General features: G+C 67.9%; 20 protein-coding genes. 17 read left to right on the forward strand and 3 right to left on the reverse strand.

Annotated elements, in window-relative coordinates; genetic code table 11:
* Positions 1-132: 132 nt before the first annotated feature.
* Positions 133-2256 (forward strand): TonB-dependent siderophore receptor, encoded by a 2124-nt coding sequence (locus DTA15_RS17490; RefSeq protein ID WP_006484092.1) that lies wholly within the window; start codon positions 133-135, stop codon positions 2254-2256.
* 166 nt (positions 2257-2422) lie between these two features.
* On the opposite strand, the gene rpsU is transcribed toward DTA15_RS17490, so the two are convergent.
* The gene (gene rpsU / locus DTA15_RS17495; protein WP_006401410.1) at positions 2423-2635 is read right to left on the reverse strand and encodes a 30S ribosomal protein S21; all 213 of its coding nucleotides are present in this window, start codon (positions 2633-2635) and stop codon (positions 2423-2425) included.
* A 530-nt stretch (positions 2636-3165) separates the two neighbouring features.
* Between rpsU and DTA15_RS17500 the strand changes: the two genes are divergently transcribed.
* From DTA15_RS17500 to DTA15_RS17520, 5 genes are all read left to right on the forward strand, one after another.
* Positions 3166-4320 (forward strand): flagellin, encoded by a 1155-nt coding sequence (locus DTA15_RS17500; protein WP_006484100.1) that lies wholly within the window; start codon positions 3166-3168, stop codon positions 4318-4320.
* Between the two features lie 132 nt (positions 4321-4452).
* Positions 4453-5961: a flagellar filament capping protein FliD gene (fliD, locus tag DTA15_RS17505; RefSeq protein WP_006484094.1), complete on the forward strand. Its 1509-nt coding sequence runs from the start codon at positions 4453-4455 to the stop codon at positions 5959-5961.
* Between the two features lie 25 nt (positions 5962-5986).
* On the forward strand, positions 5987-6286 hold the full coding sequence (fliT, locus tag DTA15_RS17510; protein ID WP_006484091.1) for a flagellar protein FliT: 300 nt from the start codon (positions 5987-5989) through the stop codon (positions 6284-6286).
* 256 nt (positions 6287-6542) lie between these two features.
* Positions 6543-8885, forward strand: coding sequence for a tetratricopeptide repeat protein (locus DTA15_RS17515; protein WP_006484115.1), 2343 nt, complete (start codon positions 6543-6545; stop codon positions 8883-8885).
* Between the two features lie 29 nt (positions 8886-8914).
* Positions 8915-10057 (forward strand): DegT/DnrJ/EryC1/StrS family aminotransferase, encoded by a 1143-nt coding sequence (locus DTA15_RS17520; RefSeq protein ID WP_006484098.1) that lies wholly within the window; start codon positions 8915-8917, stop codon positions 10055-10057.
* Positions 10058-10211: 154 nt separating this feature from the next.
* On the opposite strand, the gene DTA15_RS17525 is transcribed toward DTA15_RS17520, so the two are convergent.
* Complete coding sequence (locus tag DTA15_RS17525; protein WP_034178448.1) at positions 10212-12155, reverse strand: tetratricopeptide repeat-containing glycosyltransferase family protein; 1944 nt, start codon at positions 12153-12155, stop codon at positions 10212-10214.
* 239 nt (positions 12156-12394) lie between these two features.
* A complete protein-coding gene (locus DTA15_RS17530; RefSeq protein WP_006484107.1) occupies positions 12395-14014 on the reverse strand; it encodes a TIGR04222 domain-containing membrane protein in 1620 nt (539 codons plus the stop codon).
* Between the two features lie 561 nt (positions 14015-14575).
* Between DTA15_RS17530 and DTA15_RS17535 the strand changes: the two genes are divergently transcribed.
* From DTA15_RS17535 to DTA15_RS17585, 11 genes are all read left to right on the forward strand, one after another.
* Positions 14576-14782 carry a tail protein X gene (locus tag DTA15_RS17535; RefSeq protein WP_006484103.1) on the forward strand — a complete coding sequence of 69 codons (207 nt, stop codon included), beginning with the start codon at positions 14576-14578 and terminating at the stop codon, positions 14780-14782.
* A gap of 16 nt (positions 14783-14798) precedes the next feature.
* Positions 14799-15143, forward strand: coding sequence for a putative holin (locus DTA15_RS17540; RefSeq protein WP_006484093.1), 345 nt, complete (start codon positions 14799-14801; stop codon positions 15141-15143).
* Position 15144: 1 nt separating this feature from the next.
* A complete protein-coding gene (locus tag DTA15_RS17545) occupies positions 15145-15411 on the forward strand; it encodes a phage holin family protein (RefSeq protein WP_006484102.1) in 267 nt (88 codons plus the stop codon).
* 2 nt (positions 15412-15413) lie between these two features.
* Complete coding sequence (locus tag DTA15_RS17550) at positions 15414-16265, forward strand: N-acetylmuramidase domain-containing protein (RefSeq protein ID WP_012492263.1); 852 nt, start codon at positions 15414-15416, stop codon at positions 16263-16265.
* The gene (gene lysB / locus DTA15_RS39130; RefSeq protein ID WP_006484109.1) at positions 16262-16702 is read left to right on the forward strand and encodes an Rz-like lysis system protein LysB; all 441 of its coding nucleotides are present in this window, start codon (positions 16262-16264) and stop codon (positions 16700-16702) included. Before DTA15_RS17550 ends, lysB begins: the two co-directional genes overlap by 4 nt.
* The gene (lysC, locus tag DTA15_RS38875) at positions 16590-16826 is read left to right on the forward strand and encodes an Rz1-like lysis system protein LysC (protein ID WP_226245313.1); all 237 of its coding nucleotides are present in this window, start codon (positions 16590-16592) and stop codon (positions 16824-16826) included. The genes lysB and lysC overlap by 113 nt, the downstream gene beginning before the upstream one ends.
* Positions 16819-17268, forward strand: a complete 450-nt coding sequence (locus tag DTA15_RS17565; RefSeq protein ID WP_006484113.1) for a phage tail protein — start codon at positions 16819-16821, stop codon at positions 17266-17268. Before lysC ends, DTA15_RS17565 begins: the two co-directional genes overlap by 8 nt.
* A 508-nt stretch (positions 17269-17776) precedes the next feature.
* Positions 17777-18463: a phage baseplate assembly protein V gene (locus DTA15_RS17570; RefSeq protein ID WP_006484112.1), complete on the forward strand. Its 687-nt coding sequence runs from the start codon at positions 17777-17779 to the stop codon at positions 18461-18463.
* Complete coding sequence (locus DTA15_RS17575; protein ID WP_006484088.1) at positions 18460-18822, forward strand: GPW/gp25 family protein; 363 nt, start codon at positions 18460-18462, stop codon at positions 18820-18822. Before DTA15_RS17570 ends, DTA15_RS17575 begins: the two co-directional genes overlap by 4 nt.
* Positions 18819-19733, forward strand: coding sequence for a baseplate J/gp47 family protein (locus tag DTA15_RS17580; protein ID WP_006484106.1), 915 nt, complete (start codon positions 18819-18821; stop codon positions 19731-19733). Before DTA15_RS17575 ends, DTA15_RS17580 begins: the two co-directional genes overlap by 4 nt.
* Positions 19726-20268 carry a phage tail protein I gene (locus DTA15_RS17585; protein WP_006484097.1) on the forward strand — a complete coding sequence of 181 codons (543 nt, stop codon included), beginning with the start codon at positions 19726-19728 and terminating at the stop codon, positions 20266-20268. The genes DTA15_RS17580 and DTA15_RS17585 overlap by 8 nt, the downstream gene beginning before the upstream one ends.
* The last annotated feature ends 1 nt before the right edge of the window (position 20269 follow it).

Raw genomic sequence — 20269 nt, forward strand, 5'->3', positions numbered from 1 at the left:
CGGTCGGGCCCGGCGAGGCCGGATGCCCTTGTACGCGGCATGGAATTGTTGCGCGGTTGGCGGGTTTTGATACGATGCGCGACATTTTAACGCAATGCGAATGATTCTTACTCGCATTTTTACTCGCTCGCCATGACCGTCTGCCTCGCCCGCCCGCCTGTCCGTCCACGCCGCGTGGCCGCCGCCCTCGCCTGCCTTGCCGCGTCGCTCGCGCATGCGGACGATTCGCCCGGCGACGCCGCGGTACTGCCCGCCCTCAACATCACGGCCGCGCATGATTCGCCGCAACACTTGACCGACACGATCTCGACGGGTGCGCTCGGCACCCGCCGCCAGCTCGACACGCCGTTCTCGACGACCATCGTCACGTCGGAAGAGCTCGAGGCCCGCCAGCCGTACAAGCTCGGCGACGTGTTCGCGAACGACGCGTCGGTGTCGGACAACAGCGGCGCCTACAGCGCCTGGGCCAGCTACATGACGGTGCGCGGCATGCAGCTCGACTGGCAGAACGGCTACAAGATCGACGGACTGCCGTTCGTCACGTACGGCATCACGATGCCGTACGAGCAGCTCGATCGCGTCGAACTGCTGAAGGGGCTCGGCGGCTTCCTGTATGGCTTCGTGACGCCGGGCGGCGTCGTCAATTACGTGACGAAGCAGCCGGGCGCCGAACCGGTGCGCAGCGTCGACATCGGCTACCGGAGCACCAACGTGTGGACCGAGCATGTCGATCTCGGCCAGCGCTTCGGTCCCGACCACATGTTCGGCGCGCGGCTGAATGCGACGCACGAGGAAGGCAAGACGTACAACGACGGCAACATCCGCCGCGACAGCGTGTCGCTCGCGCTGCAGGCGAACCTGACGCGCGACCTGTCCGTGTCGTTCGGCGCGCTGTACCAGGACCGCCGCACGACCGGCCAGACGCCGTCGATCTTCACCGGCAGCTATCCGGGCGGCGCGCTGCCCGCGACGATCAGCGGCGGATCGACGAACCTGGGCGGCAAGGACCAGTACCTGAACACGAACCTGCAGCTCTATACGGCCGGGCTGCAATACCAGCTCGCGCTCGACTGGCAGCTCGACGTCGCGTACAGCTACAGCAAGGCGACGCGCCGGCGTAACGAAAGCACGCTCTACCTGCAGGACGCGGCCGGCAACTACACCGACAGCCGCTACGTCGGCATGGAGGATCACCGCTTCAGCCAGTGGCGCGCGATGGTCGAGGGGAAGGTGCGCACGGGCCCGTTCAGCCACCAGATCGTGCTCGGCGCGTCGTGGCAGAAGCAGGCGAACGACTATTCGGCGAACAGCGTGTTCGTGCCGCTCGGCGCCGGCAACCTCTATGCGCCGAATCCATACCGCTACGAGAGTCCGCACGGCTTCATCCAGTACCGCACGAGCGAGATCGTGCAGAAATCGCTGTTCGCGAGCGACACCGTGCAGTTGACCGAGCGCTGGTCGGTGCTGGCCGGCGTGCGCTACATGAACTACGCGCAGCGCGCGTTCCAGGCGAGCGGCGCCGAGGACCCCGGCTATCGCCAGAACGGCGTGGTCACGCCGACCTTCGCGGTGATGTTCAAGCTCGCGCCGACGACCACCGCGTACGCGAGCTACGCCGAGTCGCTCGAGCCCGGCAGCCGCGTGAATGATGTCTACGCGAACGCGGGCCAGGTGCTCAAGCCGCTGCGCAGCAAGCAGTACGAGCTGGGGATCAAGAGCGAGCGCGCGCGCTGGAGCGCGACGGCCGCGCTGTTCCGCATCGAGCGCAGCGCCGAATACGCGAACGCAGCGAACGTCTACGTGCAGGATGGCGAATCGATCATTCAGGGGATCGAGGTCGGCGCGCGCGCGAAATTCGGCGCGCACTGGAACGCGGGCGTCGACGCGATGCTGCTCGACGCGTGGTACGCGAACGGGATCGGCAACCACGGCAACCGCGTGGCCGGCGCGCCGCGCTTCGTGCTCGCCGGCGACCTCGGCTATGCGGTGCCGGGCGTGCCGGGGCTGACGCTCGGCGTCGACGCGAAATTCACCGGCGCGACGCCGCTGCGCGCGGCCGGCGGCCTCGACGCACCGGGCTTTCTCGTCGTCAACGCGGGCGCGCGTTACCTGACGCGGGTCGGACGGCACGACGTGACGCTGCGCGCATCGATCGACAACGTGTTGAACCGCCGTTACTGGGAATACCAGTACGCGGACTACGTGAAGCCGGGCGACCCGCGCACGGTGAGCCTGAGCGCGAAGATCGATTTCTGAACGCCGCGGCCGGCGGCCGCAACCCGCTGGCCGCCGGGTCTCGCCAGCTGGCGGGAACACCCGCGCCGCAATGGCCTCGGGATTTTCCCGGCCCGCCAAAGCAAAACAGCGGAGCGGCCTCTTTCGAGGCACACTCCGCCGTTTCGCGGCGAACCGTCAGACGCGCTTAGTGGAGCTTCTTCGGCAGCATCTGGCTGCGCAGGCGCTTGTGCAGGCGCTTGACGGCTGCTGCCTTCTTGCGCTTGCGGACTGCGGTCGGCTTTTCGTAAGACTGGCGCTCACGCAGTTCAGCGATCAGGCCATTTTTTTCGATAGCGCGACGAAAGCGGCGAATCGCCACTTCGAACGGCTCGTTTTCTTTCAGAAGAATCGTCGTCATGTCGTTCCTAAATTGCTTAAACGGTCAAAAACGTAGCGGCCAAGCGCCACGCACCGGCCATCCGAGCGTCCCCACAACAGGCGAAACGAGCGGAAATACGGCCTCGGAGGCCGGAAAAGAGAGGCGGAAAGCACCGCGAGTACGCTTCACAACCGCGTGCAGCGCCGCGTTTGACTGCCAGCAGACATGCCGAAACCGGCAAAGGCGTGACAGAAAATCTCAATTCAGCCCGCCATCATAGCAGGGAATCACAGACAAAACCACCCTTTTGTCGGTCGTGTGTGCACAGCGTCACGACTGAGTGCCCGAGCCGCATCGGGCCGGTTTCTGCCCCCGTTTAATCCGGCGCCGTGCCGGGCCGGTCCGAAATGACAAAGAAGGATAAAAAATCGGGCCGAATCTCCACGTGCCCCTCAAGTTTTGTTTTGGTGCGCCGAAATCCTGCTCTGAGGCGGCCAGCAATGAACGAGTGCTTCCGCCGACGCCAAAACGGCTTTCCAGGGCTTTCGGCTTATACAGGAGATTTTTCCATGCTCGGAATTAACAGCAACATCAACTCGCTGGTTGCACAGCAGAACCTCAACGGCTCGCAAAACGCCCTGTCCCAGGCCATCACGCGCCTGTCGTCGGGCAAGCGCATCAACAGCGCAGCGGACGACGCAGCAGGCCTCGCGATCTCGACCCGGATGCAGACCCAGATCAACGGTCTGAACCAGGGCGTGTCGAACGCCAACGACGGCGTGTCGATGATTCAAACGGCATCGAGCGCACTGTCGTCGCTGACGAACAGCCTGCAGCGTATCCGCCAGCTGGCCGTCCAGGCGTCGACGGGCACGATGTCCACGACCGACCAGGCCGCACTGCAGCAGGAAGTTTCGCAGCAGATCCAGGAAGTGAACCGTATCGCGTCGCAAACGACGTACAACGGCACGAACATTCTCGACGGCTCGGCAGGCATCGTGTCGTTCCAGGTCGGCGCGAACGTCGGCCAGACGATTTCGCTGGACCTGAGCCAAAGCATGTCGGCCGCGAAGATCGGCGGCGGCCTGGTGCAGAAGGGCCAGACGGTCGGTACGGTGACGGGTCTGTCGCTCGACAACAACGGCGCGTACACCGGTTCGGGCGCAACGATCACCGCGATCAACGTGCTGTCCGACGGTAAGGGTGGCTACACGTTCACCGACCAGAACGGCGGCGCCATCTCGCAAACCGTTGCCCAGTCCGTGTTCGGCGCAAACGCAACCACCGGCACCGGCACGGCAGTCGGCAACCTGACGCTGCAGTCGGGCGCAACCGGCGCAGGTACGTCCGCGGCACAACAGACCGCAATCACCAATGCAATCGCTCAGATCAACGCCGTCAACAAGCCGGCTACCGTGTCGAACCTCGACATCAGCACGGTCAGCGGGGCGAACGTCGCGATGGTGTCGATCGACAACGCGCTGCAGACGGTGAACAACGTGCAGGCGGCACTCGGCGCGGCGCAAAACCGCTTCACGGCAATCGCCACGTCGCAGCAGGCAGAATCGACCGACCTGTCGTCGGCACAGTCGCAGATCACCGACGCGAACTTCGCGCAGGAAACCGCGAACATGTCGAAGCACCAGGTGCTGCAGCAAGCAGGCATCTCGGTGCTCGCGCAGGCGAACTCGCTGCCGCAGCAGGTCCTGAAGCTCCTGCAGTAATCGCGTAGCAACCGACGGCCGGGCCCCGCGTAACGCGCGGCCCGGCCGCAGTCACTTGGCGCGCGGGGCGTTGCTCCGCCGCCAGGTCTTCATCCAGAACTTCCCGGATCACCCGCCGCACGGAGCAACACGATGTCGACGATCAATCCCGCCGTCACCGCCGCCAACAACTCGGCCAACAGCGCGCTGCAGCAAGCCGCCCAATCGATCATCAGCGGTTCGACCGGCAATTCGTCGATGGACGTCAACTCGCTCGTGACGGCACTCGTCAATGCGAAAACCGCCGGCCAGGCCGCCGCGCTCAACGCGCAGCAAAGCAGCGACAACACCCAGATTTCCGCGTACGGCGCGCTATCGGCCGCGCTGAGCGCATTGCAGGCCAGCCTCACCACGCTGTCGAACGGCTCGCTGCAGAACACCTTCACCGCGACCGCGAGCGGCACCGGCCTCACCGCGACCGCGGGCGCCGGCGCGGTAGCCGGCAGCTATTCGGTCGGCGTCACGCAGATCGCGACGTCGCAGTCGCTGTCGTCGGCCGCGTTCGGCGCGTCGACCGCGCTCGGCACCGGCACGATGACGCTGTCGCTCGGCAGCCAGTCGTTCACCGTCGACGTGAACGGCACCAACAACACGCTGTCCGGCATCGCCGCCGCGATCAATACCGCGACCGGCAACCCGGGCATCGTCGCATCGGTCGTCAACGGCAGCGACGGCGCGCACCTCGTGCTCAGCTCGACGCCGACCGGCGCGGCGAACACGATCGGCGTCGCGCTCAGCAACGTCGCCGGCGACAACGGCCTGTCCAGCCTCGGCGTCACGTCGACGCCCAGCACGACGGGCGGCCAGTCGACGATCACGTCCGCGAACGGCAGCGCCGCGTGGAAGCAGAGCACCGCCGCGCAGGACGCCGCGTTCACGATCAACGGGATCGCCGGCACCAGCGCGAGCAACACCGTGACGAGCGCGATCACCGGCGTCACGCTGAACCTGACCAGCGCCGCCGTCGGCGCCACGCAGCCGCAAACGTTGACGGTCGCGACCGACACGAAATCCCAGGCCGCCGCGATCAACAACTTCGCGACGCTCTACAACACACTGGTCACGACGATGGGCTCGCTGTCGAGCTTCACGTCCGGCGCGTCGTCGCAAGGCCCGCTGCTCGGCGACTCGACGCTGAACACGATCAAGAACGCACTCGCATCGATCGTCGCGAGCGGCGTGAACAGCAACGGCTCGACGGTCAACCTCGCGTCGATCGGCGTCACGCTGCAGGCCGACGGCACGCTGAAGGTCGACAGCACGGCGCTCAACGGCGCGCTGCAGAACAACCCGACGGGCGTCGCGTCCCTGTTCAACTCGAAGAACGGGATCGGCGAGCAGTTGACGACGAACATCACGAACTACACGAAGACGAACGGACTGATCGCCGCGCGCACGACCGCGCTCAGCAACGATCTGAAGAACGTCGCGCAGCAGCAGACGACGCTGTCCAACTACGCAGCCCAGCTGACGAGCCAGTACCAGGCGCAGTTCACCGCGCTCAACACGCTGATGGCGACGATGAACAGCAACTCGCAATACCTGACCCAGTTGTTCGGCGGCGCGAACAGCGCCGGCGCGATGTCGAACAACAAGGGCTGATCGCTGGCCGGACCGGAGAGCACCGATGGAACAGACCGAACTGATTGCGCAGATCGATGCGCTCACCGACGGGATCGAACACGCGGCCGCGATGGCCGACTGGGCCGAGGCCGCACGCCTCGTCGATGCGCGCTGGTCGCTCGTCGCACTGCTCTCGACCGACCAGCCGCCCGTCGGCATCGCGGCGATCCGCCGCATGCAGGCCAGCAACGACCGGATCTTCGCCGATGCGCAACGCGCGCAGCAGGAGCTGACCGACGAATACCAGGCGGCAATGAGCCGCGTGCAGGCCGTCGGCCAGTACCAGAGCATCGCGAACCGCTGATCCGCATCCGGCCGCGCGCCGCAATGCGCGCCGCCAACCCGACAACAAGAACTACACGCTGATGTGAGGGCGTGCTCGTTCGCCTCCCCGCCCGCCTTGTGCGGGCGTTTTTTTGGGGTGTCGCCAGCCGCACCGCCCCTCCGTCGGCCGACCGGTCAATCGACCAAACTGACCGGGCTTTTCCCGTCACCTCGCGGCATCGGCGCGACGGCCCGCTACCCATAATGGTATCGACCGACTTTCCGCAGATTTCATCATGTTCTCGACCGAACTGCCCGCCACCGCCGCGCTCACGCCCGAACAGCAGCTTGCGCAGGACATCGCGCTCGTCATGGAGAACGCGCTCGAGCGCCAGCGCAGCGGTGCGTTCGACGACGCCCGGGCGCTGTACGAGGCCATCCTCGACGCGGTGCCCGCGCATGGCGATGCGCATTACAACCTCGCGGTGCTGATGGTCGATACGGGCCAGGCGACTGATGCGGTGCCGCATTTCGAAGCCGCCATCGGCGCGAACCCGGACAACGGCTACTACTGGGTCAGCTACATTCATGCGCTGCATCGCACCGGGCAAACGGCCGCCGCGTGGATCGCGGTCGAAATCGCGCAGCAGCGCGGCGTGCACGGCCCGGCGCTCGACGGGCTGATCGCGCAACTGGCGTCGCCCGAGGTCGTGCTCGCGACTGCCGCGGTTGCCCCGAGCGGCATCGACGCGGCGATCGTCCTGGAAACCGCGACCGGCCACGCAGGGAGGAGCGACTCCGGCAAGCCGGTCCGGCGTCCCAATCAGACGCTGCTGCAAAAGCACGCGGCGCTGTTCGACAAGAACAAGCACGCGGAAGCCACCGCGCTTGCGCGGCAACTGGTCGCCGACTACCCGCAAGACGGCGCATGCTGGCGCGCGCTGTCCGCATCGCTTCACCGGGAAGGCCGCTTCGCGGAGATGATCGAGGCCGGCTTTCGCACGATCGAATTGCTGCCGGACGAATTACTCGTGCGCATGCTGCTCGCCGATACGCTGCGGGTGATGAACCGCCTCGAGGAAGCCGACGAGCAGTGCACGCGCCTGATCCAGCTTCAGCCCGATCATCCGGAGGCCTTCCGGATTCGCGGTCTCGTGCTGTTCGCGCTGCGCCGCATGGATGAAGCGATCGCGGCCTGCCGACGTGCGGTCGAGCTTGCGCCCGGCGCCGCTGCACCGTGCGGCACGCTCGGCTTCGTGCTGCTCGAGCAGGGCGCCACGCAGGAAGCGATGGGCTGGCTGAAGCGCTCGATCGAAATCAACCCCACCGACAGCGTCACCCACAGCAGCATGCTGTTCTGTATCACGCACATCAGCGACTTCGATCCGCAGGCGCTCATTACAGAACACCGCAAGTTCGGCGAGCGCTACGGCAATCACAAGCGCAAGCGCGCGGCCGTGTTCTCGAACTCGCGGGACCCGGCGCGCAAGCTGCAGGTCGGCTTCGTGTCGGGCGACCTGTTCAGCCACGCGGTCGCGTCCTACGCGGTGCCCGTGATCGAGCATCTCGCCGCCGATCCCGGCATTGCGATGCACTTCTATCACAATCACTTCGAGGAAGATCACGTATCCGAGCGTTTCAAGGCCCACGCCACGACGTGGCGCACCGTCGCCGGCATGAGCGACACGGCCTTCCTCGAGCGTGTGCGCAACGATCGCATCGACATCGTGATCGACCTGTCGGGGCACACCGGTCGTAACCGGCTGGTCGCGCTGGCGCAGCGTGCGGCGCCCGTGCAGGCGTCGTGGATCGGCTATCCGGCCACGACGGGGCTTGCCGCGATGGACTACTATCTGGCGGACCGCTTTCTCGCGCCACACGGCCAGTTCGAAGACCAGTTCGTCGAGCGGATTGTGCGGCTGCCCGCGATCGCATCGTTCATGCCGCCGGTGAATTGTCCGCCCGTCAATGTGCTGCCCGCACTGCACAACGGCTACACGACCTACGGCAGCTTCAACCGCCTGAACAAACTGAGCTCGCACGTGATTGCGGTATGGGCGCGCGTGCTGCATGCGGACCCGACCGCCCGCATGGCTCTCGGCGCAATCGGCAATGAGGGCGACCAGCAGACGCTGACTGAATGGTTCGTCGCGGCCGGCATCGACGCCAGTCGCCTGTCGTTCCACCGGCGCTCCAACATTCCTGTCTACATGCAGCAGCATCACGGCGTCGACCTCTGCCTCGACACGTTCCCGTACACGGGTTCGACGACCACGCTGAACGGGCTGTGGATGGGTGTGCCGACCCTGACGATCCCCGGCTCGACAATGGCTGGGCGCGGTAGTGCGAGCTGGCTGCAGCACGTCGGGTGCGACGCCTACATCGCGAACGACGAGGACGACTTCGTCGCGAAGGCACTGGCGCTCAGCAGCGACACCACCACACTGCAGGCGCTGCGCGCCGGCTTGCGTGCACGCTGCTCAGCGTCCGCGGCATTCCGGCCGGACGTCGTCGCGGCCGGACTGTCGTCGGCCCTGCGTACGATGTGGGTCCGCTGGTGCGCAAACGAACCCGTCACCGCGTTCGACACGCCGCTATTCGACGACACGGCAACAGCGCCGGCCGCGGCCGAAGCCTAACCCCCCACGCCTGATCGGGAGACACCATCATGACCGCCAGCCTTCCCGCCTCGTCCGTTGCACAACTGCCGCGTGAACGCATCTATGTCACGCAGCCGCACCTGCCACCGCTCGAAGAATTCCTGCCGTATCTCGAGAAAATCTGGGAGAGCCGCACGCTGACCAACGGCGGTCCGTTCCACCAGCAGTTCGAGCAGGCGCTGTGCGAGTATCTCGGCGTACCGCACCTGTCGCTGTTCGCGAACGGCACCCTTGCACTCGTCACCGCGCTGCAGGCGCTGCGCATCACCGGTGAGGTGATCACGACACCGTACTCGTTCGTCGCGACCGCGCATTCGCTGCTGTGGAACGGCATCAAACCCGTATTCGCGGACGTCGCGCCCGGCACCCTGAATCTCGACGCCGCGCGCATCGAAGCGGCAATCACGCCGCAGACCACCGCGATCATGCCCGTGCACTGCTACGGCAATCCGTGCGACGTCGACGCGATTCAGAAGATCGCCGACAACTACAACTTGCGCGTAATCTACGACGCGGCGCACGCGTTTGGCGTGCAGACCGCCGCTGGCAGCGTGCTCGCCCACGGCGACCTGTCGGTGCTGAGCTTCCACGCGACGAAGGTATTCAACACGTTCGAAGGCGGCGCGATCGTCTGTCCCGACGCGAAGACCAAACAGCGGATCGACCACTTGAAGAACTTCGGTTTCGTCGACGAGGTCACGGTCGTGGCGCCCGGCATCAACGGCAAGATGAGTGAAATCAACGCTGCGTTCGGGATGCTGCAGTTGCAGCATATCGACGGTGCACTCGCGCGCCGCCGCGACATTGATACGCTGTACCGCGCGCTGCTGCTCGACGTGCGCGGCATCCGCTGCCTGCCGCAGGGCGGTCAGACCGTCGCGAACCACGCGTATTTCCCGATCCTCGTCGAAGATGACTATCCACTCGACCGCGATGCGCTCTATCGCAAGCTGCGCGACCACGACGTGTACGCACGCCGCTATTTCCATCCATTGATTTCCGAGTTTCCCATGTATCGCGGGCTGCCATCCGCGAACCGCGACAACCTGCCCGTCGCGTCGGAAGCCGCCCGCAAGGTGTTGTGCCTGCCGCTTTACCCGGCGCTCACCGACGACACGGTCCACCGCATCGTCAAGCTGATCGGGCGTTGACTCACTGCACTTTGCCGGTATGCGCGGCCGAATGAGCCACCCATCGCGCTGTTGTCGAACTCGAAAGATCTGAACGCGTGCGGCACGGCCACGTCTCGGGGTAGCGGATCACTCGGCGCTGGCGACAGTGCCCGTGCATCACCCCGTCGTCACGTCAAACGCTACGCGCCGTTTTATCCGCCGTCACGCGTGCGACTGCAAAATGCGCGGCAAACGCCCCTCTCAGCCGCTCCGCCATCTTAATCCAGCTGTCGCCGCGCCCGCGCCGGAACAACCGCACCGTGCCCGGATACCACGGCGAATCCTCACGGTCGTGCATCCATCGCCAGTCCACGTCCTGATTCGGCAGCAGCACCCAGCAGGGCTTGCCGAGCGATGCGGCCAGATGCGCGGTCGACGTGTCGACGCACACCACGAGATCGAGTTGCGCGACGATCGCGGCCGTATCGGCGAAATCGTCGAGTTCCGAGCCCAGGTGCAGCAACGGCAGCCCGCCCGGCGGCTGGCGCGCTTCGTCCTCGCCCTGCCCTTTCTGCAGACTCACGAAATTCACGCCCGGCACGCTCCACAGCGGCGTCAGCAATGCCAGTGACGGCAGCGAACGGTGCGCGTCGTTGTGATGCTTCGGATTGCCTTTCCACACGAGTCCGACGCGCGGGCCGGGCGGCAGCGCATCGAGGCGCGCGCCCCAGTGCGCGACGCGCGCCGGATCGGGTACGAACCGCACCGGTGGCGGGATCGTGTCGAGCGTCGTGCCCGCGTGCATTGGCGCGCTCAACAGACTCGTCCAGTAATCGAATTGCGCGGCCTGCGCGGTAGCCGCCTCGTGATCGAGCACCGCGTCGACGCCATCGACCGTCTCCATCAGCCGATGCAACGCCGGCTGGCACGCAAACACCACCCGCGCCGCCTGCCGCGCGCGAAATTCCGCGAAATAACGGCTGAACTGCAGCATGTCGCCGAGGCCATCCTCCTGCCACACGAGCAGCGTCTTGCCGGCCAGCGGCTCGCCTTGCCACTGTGCGCACCGCAGCACCTCGCGGGTTCGTCGGTGGACGAACGTCGACTGCTCGTAGCGCGATTCGTAGCGGCGCCAGCCTTCCTCGAATCGTCCACGGCTGAGCAGCAGCGTCGCCAGCCCGAAGCGCGCGTCGTCATAATCGGCACGCAGTTCGAGCGCGCGACGGTATGCGCGTTCGGCTTCGTCGAGTTGGCCCGCATGCGCCAAGGTCGTGCCGAGGTTGTAGTGCACCTCGGCCATCTGCGGCGCGAGTGCCAGCGCGTCGGTAAACGCGACGGCCGCTTCGTCGTGGCGGCCCTGCGCACGCAGGACGCAGCCGAGATTATTGTGCGCCTGCGGCAGGCCGGGCCGGCAGCGGATGGCGTCGCGATAGGCCGCTTCCGCTTCGGACAGGCGATCGAGGTTCTGCAGCGCGACGCCGAGGTTGTAATGCGCTTCCGGATGATCGGGACACAATGCGATGGTCTGCCGGCTGGCCGCCTCCGCTTCCGGCAACCGCCGCATGTCGACGAGGATCGCGCCGAGATTCGCGTGCGCGAGTACGTGGTCGGCGCGAACCGCGATCGCGAGCCGGTACGCGAGTTCCGCCTCCGCCGGCCGGGCAAGGACGCGAAGCAGGTTGCCGAAATCGGTCAGCACGTCGGGCGACCGCGGCTCGATCGACAGGGCCTGCCCGAACGCCTGCTCGGCTTCGTCGAGCCGGCCGAGCGCTTCGAGCACCTTGCCGAGCCGGTGATGGTGCGACGCGCGCAACGGCGCGACGCAGGCAAGCTGCCGGCGCAGGATCACTTCGGCGTCGGGCAAGCGGCCCTGCGACATCAGCAGCGCGTGAAGGCCGTCGTAGGGGGGCTCGAACGCCGGCATCGCATCGATCGCGCGCCGCCACGAGGCTTCTGCGTCCGCCAGATGGTTCAGGCCGAGCGCGCAGACGGCCGCGACGTGCAGCACCGCGACGTCCACCGCAGACGCGTCGAGCTGCGGCGCCACAAGCGACAGTGCGTCGGCAAACTGTCCGTTCTGGCACAAGGTCGCGGCGTGTCGAACGCACGCGGATACGTCGGAAGCTGGCGTCGTCATGGAGGGCTGGGCAAAGCGGCGGACAGTCATCGCGTCCGGCCGCCACGGCGGCAGCCCGGCATGCGCGACGCGTGTCGCGCCCGGGCGACCGTTTCGGCACGGAGAGCGTCGATTGACAGGTTACCGAAGCATGCACGCACGCGATGCGACGATCTGAGCCCATTCCATGCGGTTGTTCGGGCGATGGCCCCGTCACCCCGTGCGTGGCGGGACCTCGCTGAACGACACCGGCCGGCCGCTCAGCTCGACGAACACCCGCCGCAACTGCTCGAACTGCACGAGCTGGAACTGCACGAACTCGACGAACTGCAGCTCGACGACGCGCCGCCGCCGTCGGACGAGTCGAACGAAGTGCCACCGCCCGCTTTCGCCGCGGCGACCGACGGCATCCGCGACGCGGCCAGCACCGGGCCTGCATACGCCGACCATACGGTACCGGCCAGCGCGCCTGCGCCGAACAGCGCGGCGGTCCACAGCAACGGATCCGGATCGTCACGTTCGGCGTCGCGTATCCCGGACGCTCCCTGCGCGCTGCGTACGTGCCGCGCGTCGCGCGCAGCCCGCGGATCGTGCGCGTTCCTGCGCTCGAGCAACGCGGCGCGCCCGGCCGCCGTTGGGCCGCCGCGCCGGAAGCCGGTCAGCCTTCCAGCGACGATCCGGTACGCGATCGCGAACACCGCCATGCAGATGCACAGCAGCAGCACGGGCCGCCCGCGGCTCAAACCGACCGCAAGCTTCACGGCGCCCGTGCCGAACACGAGCAGCGCGATCGCGCGCGCGGCCATCCGGGACGCGCGCAACTCGCCGGGCGCCCAGAACCAGCCCTGCGCACGCATCCCGTCGACGACCTCCTGCGCATACCTCGCGAGCCGCTCGCGAAACACGCCGTAGCGCACGGTGCCGGACGGTTGCTCGTTGAGCCACGCGCAGTAGTCGTCGTATCGGCCCGCGCGTTCCAGATCCGCGATCTTCACGTAGCTGCCTTGCAGGTGAACGCTCCACAGATCGACCGCGCCCGCATGCGCGAGCGACATCGTCACGACCTGCGCGACCCGTGCTTCGCCGCCGGTGAGATAGGCGACTTCGTCGGCGCTCAGCCCGGACGAAGCCTTGCGCGTGCGCCGGCCCCAGCGCCGGATGCGAAATTCGATGGCATGCAACGCGACGATCAACGACAACGCGACAACGCAGGCCGGGACGTAAAACGCGAGAAACTGCGGCCCGGTGTAGTCGAGCACGTCGAGATCCTGCGCCGATGCGCAGGTCGCGGCGACACTGGCGGCGGCCGCCGGCCACACGAGTTTCGGCAGACGGTCGCGCCACGCACGGCGCGGCGCCACGGCGACCATGCGCTCGGGCTGCTGCGTCTCGACCTCCGCCCCGCCCTCGACTGCCCGGTCGACGGGACGCGGCCAGATCGATGCCGGCGGCTCGCAGCCGAACAGCCGGCGATAGCTGTCGAGCGTGTCGCGATAGCGCTGCGCGTACACGGCGGCCTCGTCCGGCGCGCCGGTGCCGGGCATGTGGTGCAGCCGCGCGCGCAGCACGCCGGCGCAGAACACGTCCCAATATTCGAGCGTGTATTGCAGATGGAAATGCCACGCGGCATCGACCGCGACCGACGGCGTGACCGGATGCCCGGCCACCTGTGCGAGAAACGCGAAGCGCTTGTATTCGTCGATCACGGCCAGCGCGTGGTCGTGCGACCAGCCTTCGGCGTCGGCGAGGCGCCGGCTGTACGGCAGCGGCGCGTCGGGATCGTCGGGGGAATACGCGTGCAGACGCGCGAGCAGCGCCTGCTGCGCATCGGTCAGCGGGCAGGCAGCGACTGCGGTCGAGGTAGACGGAATGGCAGCCATCGGGAGTCGGCGCGATGCGCGGACGGCCGCCGCGATCGACGCTTGGAGTGGTCGTTGTGGGCGATTCTCGCACACCGGCAAATGCGTCGGCACGCCCACGCAAAATCGCCGTGCGGCAATCGCGAGCGCATCCGGGATCGAACCAGCAACCCCTGCCTTCGGAGTTTTATCTGCGCGTGCCGAACCCTTGCCCGGCAAGGCTCCGCCGGCATCTCCCGCGGCAAAACCAAGGTTGCACAAGATCACCCAAGCCCGCCCCGGTTCACCCAGGCTGCAATCTGGCTGCACGGCACGCACGGCCCCACCCGTGACCCTCGGCACCCGTCCATGAAGCGTAAGGCGCGCCGCACGCCACGACACGCGTCGCGCTGCGTGTCCGCCCGGACCACGCACGCATCTCGTTGAACCCCGCCCCGCGAAGCTCGACCATGAGAGCCATCTTCACTGCCTCACGGCCCGAGACCTCGCCATGGCAAGCAGCACGACTTCGATACGCGTTCGCGGCACGCCGGCCGGCACCGCCGCCGACCACCGGCCCCTTCGACATCGGCAGGCCCGGCCATGATCGCGCGCACCTTGCAGGGCGACACGGTGGACACGCTGTGCTGGCGCCACTACGGCCGGACCGACGGCACCGTCGAGACCGTGCTCGAAGCCAACACCGGACTCGCCAGCCTCGGCGTCGTGTTGCCCGCCGGCACGCCCGTCTACCTGCCGCCGTTCGATACCGTGACGAGCGCGCGCCCGTTGCTGCAACTGTTTGACTGACCCTGGAATCGCCGTCATGGCCGAACCGAACCTCACTACCGCCGCGATGCTGTCCACCGCGATCGGCGTCGCCGGGCTCGCGCCCGGCATCGACGGCAACGCGCTGATCGGCGCATTCACCGGCGCGGCGCTCGTGGTCGTCACGTCGAAGGAGATCGGCGTGGCGCGGCGTGCGGCCTATCTGCTGATCTCGCTCGTGATGGGCTATCTCGCCGCGCCGGAAATCGTCGGCGCGACGCCGATCCACTCGACCGGCGTCGCCGCGTTCTTCGCGGCCGCGCTCGTGATCGCCGTCACGCTGCAGCTGATCGAGCGGATCAAGACGCTCGATCTCCTGGCGCTGTTCCGCAAAGGAGGGTGACGTGGCGTTCCCGTTCGCGCTGATCGCGCTCGCCGCCCACCTCGCCGTGCTCGTGCGCGTGCTCACCTATCGACGCAACGGCGCACGGCACCGGCGCCACGCATCATGGTTCGCGTGGATGCTCGTCGCCGTCACCGGCGGTGCGTCGATCGAGTGGCTGCTGCATACCGGCGCCGTCGGCTTCTTCGACGCGGCCACCGCGGTCTTCCTGGCGATGTTCGTCTGCGGCACGCGCGGCAACGTCGCGCGCCTCCTGAGGAGCGAATGACGATGAAAACCCGCCGCCTCGGCGATCACGGCGACGACGTGGGCCTGCTGCAACGCAGACTGATCCGCGCCGGCTATGCGGTGCAGATCACGCACCTCTATGACGCGGCGACCGAAGCCGCCGTCATCGCGCTGCAACGCAAGACCGGCCTCGTCGACGACGGTATCGCCGGCCCGAAGACCTATGCCGCGCTGGCCACCGGCCTGCGCGATCCGAAACACCTGGGGCTCGCCGATCTCGAGCGCGCCGCGCGCACGCTCGACGTGCCGCTCGCGTGCATTCGCGCGGTCAACGAAGTCGAGTCGCGCGGCGCCGGCTTCCTGCCCGACGGCCGGCCCGTCATCCTGTTCGAACGCCACGTATTCTGGAAGCGGCTCCAGGCGCGCGGGATCGATCCCGCGCCATTCGCGGCGCGGCAGCCGGACATCGTGTCGCGCACGCGCGGCGGCTATCGCGGCAGCGCCGCGGAATACGTGCGTCTCGCCACGGCCGAGTCGATCGATGCCGGCGCCGCGTGGGAATCCGCGAGCTGGGGCGCGTTCCAGGTGATGGGCTATCACTGGGAACGCCTCGGCTACGCGGGCATCGACGCATTCGTCTCGTGCATGGAAGACGGCGAAGCGCAGCACCTCGACGCGTTCATGCGCTACATCGCGGCGGACAACACACTGCGCCGCGCACTCGGCGCACGCCAGTGGGCCGCATTCGCCCGCGCGTACAACGGGCCCGACTATGCGGCGAACCTGTACGACGTGAAGCTCGCACGCGCTTTCGACCGCTATGCGTCGCAAGCGGCTGCGGCGACGCAGGCCGCATCCGGATCGCCCGACGCTACCGTCGCGTCCCGCGCATGAACGGACTCGCCGCGAAAATCATCGCGTGGATCGTCGCGCTCGCCACGTGCGCCGTCGTCGCGCTGTACGTGCATGGGCTGCGCGCCGAGCGCGCGACCGCGCAACGGCAACGCGTCGAGGCGCAACAGGCGCTCGCCGCGCGCGACGGCATCATTGCGCGCCTGCGGCAGGACGCCGCCGAACGCGCGCAACAGCAGGCGCGGCTCGACCACGCGCAAACCGCCATCGCGTCGAAGCTCGACGCCATTCGATTTGAAAACCGGAGATTGACCGATGAAAACGCCGCGCTTCGCGCCTGGGCTGATACTCGCCTGCCTGACGACGTTGTCCGCCTGCAAGCCAGTCCCGCTCTCACCGGCGCCGGCGATTATGTCGAACACGTGCCAGACGGTGAAACCGTGCACGCTGCCGAGGCTCGCGCCGCGGACCAACGGTGAGCTCGACGGTGCGCTCACGCTCGTCAAGGCCGCGTGGGCGACGTGCGCGGCGACCGTCGACATGATCGCGGCGTGCCAGGCCGGCGCGGCCGCCCCCGACCACGGAGCCCATTCGCATGATTAAGCCGGACAGCCTGCGGCGCGCGCTTGCCGCCGCCATCCCGTCGATCGACGACGAACCCGGCGCGTTGACCGTGCTCGTCGAGCAAGGCTCGATCGCGACGACCGGCACGCTGACGCCATCGTTCGAATACCGGTACACGGCCCACGTCCTCGCGACCCACTTCTCCGGCGACACCGATCCGGTGTTCGTCGCCCTGATCGAATGGGTGCGCGCGAACCAGCCAGACCTCGTGACGAACCCCGCCGCACGCGCGAGCGGCATCACCTTCGAGGTCGGCATCCGCGACCAGGCCGCGGTCGACCTGTCGATCCGGCTGGCGCTGACGGAAAGCGTCGTCGTGACGACCGGCCCCGACGGCCGGCCGGTGATCACGCACGTCGACGACACACGGGTCGACCCGGCCGATACGCTGACCTGGGTCGCGCTGCCGCAGATCCGCTGAGCCGGGCGGGCATCGGCCCGCCTTCGCTCACGCCGCGGCATCGCGCCCGGCAACGGCTGCTCGTCGCAGCCAACCCTCTCGCCTCGGCCCGCCACCGCGGAGCCCCCCGCCGATCGCCCTTGCCGGGCATCCGGTCCCGTCTTCCCGTCGACTCGGCCATCGCCAACGACAGGCATCCTGACGACAGCCTCGCTGCATAACCTGCATCGACGGCCCGCACGATGTCTCTGCGGCACGCCCGTCCAGCCATTCACGCGGCATCCGTTCGCCCGTCGCCGCGGCGCAATTCATCGAGCGCCCGTCCCATCGCCGCGTCCCGACATCGATCGGCATCCACGCATTCAGACCGCGTGACGACGTCGCGCAGACGCACGACTCCATCCTCATGCGAACCGGTGCTGCGATTGTCGACGCACGACTCGATGCCGGCATCCGGCGCGCACTGTCCCCGCCGCGACGACACAGGCCATCGCTCGCGCCGCGCGCCCCCCGCCGGCACCATGGCTGCATGGACGCAAATGAAATTCAACGGCAGGCACGCAACGCAGTGCGCAAGGGCACGATCCTCGCGGTCGACCATGCGGCTGCGTTGTGCCGCGTCTCGGTCGGCGACGCCGATTCCGATGGCAGCGGACTGCAGACCAACTGGATTCCGTGGGTGGCCGGCACCGCCGGCGCGACCCGCGACTGGCTGCCGCCGACGCCCGGCGAACAGGTCGTGCTGCTCTGCCCGATGGGCGACCCGGCGCAGGGTGTCGCGCTGCGCGGCGTCTATTCGAACGCCGCGCCGGCACCGGCCTCGAGCCCGGATACCCATGCACGGGTCTATCCGGACGGCGCCCGCATCACGTACGACCATGCCGCGCATGCGCTCACGGTCGAGCTGCCGGCCGGCGCGACCGTGCGCGTCGTCGCGCCCGGGTCGGTCGTCGTGCAGACCCGGGACGCCACCGTGCAGGCCGAGCGCATCACGCTCGATGCACCGCAGACCACCTGCACCGGCGCGATGACCGTCAAGGGGCCGTTCGCGTTCGAAGCCGGCATGACCGGCACGGGCGGGGCCGGCGGCGGCGCCACGATGCAGATCGACGGCGCGGCCACCTTTACCCGCGAAGTGACCTCCCGGGGCATCAGCCTCCCGCATCACACGCATCGCGAACAAGGCGATGGACAACTCGTGAGCGAACCGCAATGAAAGGCATGAACGCGAACACCGGCCGCTCGATTTCGGGCCTGGACCATTTCTACCAGTCGATCGGCAAAATCGTGACGACGCCGCTCGCGTCGTGCGTGAAGCGCCGTACCTTCGGCTCCGAGCTGCCCGACCTGATCGACGCGCCGGGCAACGGCACGGTGCGCACGCGGCTGTATGCCGCCGTCGCCACGGCGCTGATGCGCTGGGAACCGCGCCTGACGCTGACCCGCGTCGTGCTCACCGCGGACGACGCGAACGCGGCCGCCGGCTCGCTCTATCTCGACATCGAAGGCTGGACCGGCGAGAACGGCACGGCCGTGTCGACCCGCGTGCCGGTTGCGAACGGGAGCCCGGCATGAGCGTGACGCCGATCGACCTCTCCCAGCTGCCGTCGCCCGACATCGTCGAAACGCTCGACTACGAGACGCTGCTGGCCGCACGCAAGGCACGGCTCGTGTCGCTCTACCCGGCCGCCGAACAAGCCGAGATCGCCGCGACGCTCGCGCTCGAGTCGGAGCCGCTCGTGAAGCTGCTGCAGGAAAACGCGTACCGCGAGATCGTGCTGCGCCAGCGCGTGAACGACGCCGCGCGTGCGGTGATGCTCGCGTACGCGGTCGGCACCGACCTCGATCACCTCGCGGCGCTGTTCGGCATCCGCCGCCTGACGATCTCGCCTGCCGATCCGGCGCACGACCTCGCGGCCGTGATGGAAAGCGATGCCGACCTGCGCGCCCGCACCCAGCTCGCCCCGCAGAGTTTCTCGGTCGCCGGCCCCGAGGGTGCGTACGTCTCGCATGCACGCAATGCCGATGGCCGCGTGCTCGACGCGTCGGCGGTCAGTCCGGCCCCGTGCGAGGTGCTCGTCACGGTACTCGCCCGCGATGGCGACGGCACGGCGGCGCCGGCGTTGATCGATGCGGTGGCCGCCGCGCTGCAGGCCGACGACGTACGGCCGCTCACCGACAAGGTCACCGTACGCGGCGCGGAGATCCTGCGCTACCAGGTGCGCGCGCGGCTGGTGTTCTTCGCCGGCCCGGATCGCGCGGTGGCGCTCGCGCAGGCCAACCGGGCGATGAAGCAGTACACCGATTCCATGCACCGCCTCGGGATGGAAGTCACGCTCGACGGCATCTACGCGGCCGCCCGCGCGGCCGGCGTGCAGAAGGTGATCCTCGAAAGCCCGCTTGCCGGCCTGCCGGCGACGAAGCAGCAGGCGCCCTATTGCACCGGGATCGAGCTGATCGACGGCGGGGTGTACAGCAATGAATGACATCCTGCCGCCGAACGCGACGCGGCTCGAGCGCAGGCTCGCCGCGACGAACGCCCGTATCGACGACGTGCCGACGCCGCTCGCGACGCTGACGAACCCGGACACCATCCGGTCCGATCTGCTGCCGTGGCTCGCCTGGCACCTCGGGGTCGATGCGTGGAAGGACTACTGGCCCGAATACGTGAAGCGCGCCCGCGTCGGGCAGGCGATTCCGATCGCCCGCCGCAAGGGCACCGCGGCGTCGGTGCGCGAGGTCGTCGCGGCGTTCGGCGGAAACATCGTGCTGCGTGAATGGTTCGAGCAACAGCCGCCGGGCGCGCCCGGCACGTTCGACCTCGTGATGACGGTCAGCGGCCAGGAGGGCGAACCGCCGACCGCCGAATACGTGGCCGACATCCTCGCGGAGATCGATCGCACCAAACCCGTCCGCGCGCACTACACGTTCACGCAGGGCTTCGAGATGCGGGGCCGACAACCGATCGGCGCCGCCGCGCGCGTGGCGGCCTATCGCCGCGTCAACTTCACCGACTACTGAT

This window comes from Burkholderia cenocepacia (assembly GCF_900446215.1).
Taxonomy (GTDB): Bacteria; Pseudomonadota; Gammaproteobacteria; order Burkholderiales; family Burkholderiaceae; genus Burkholderia; species Burkholderia cenocepacia.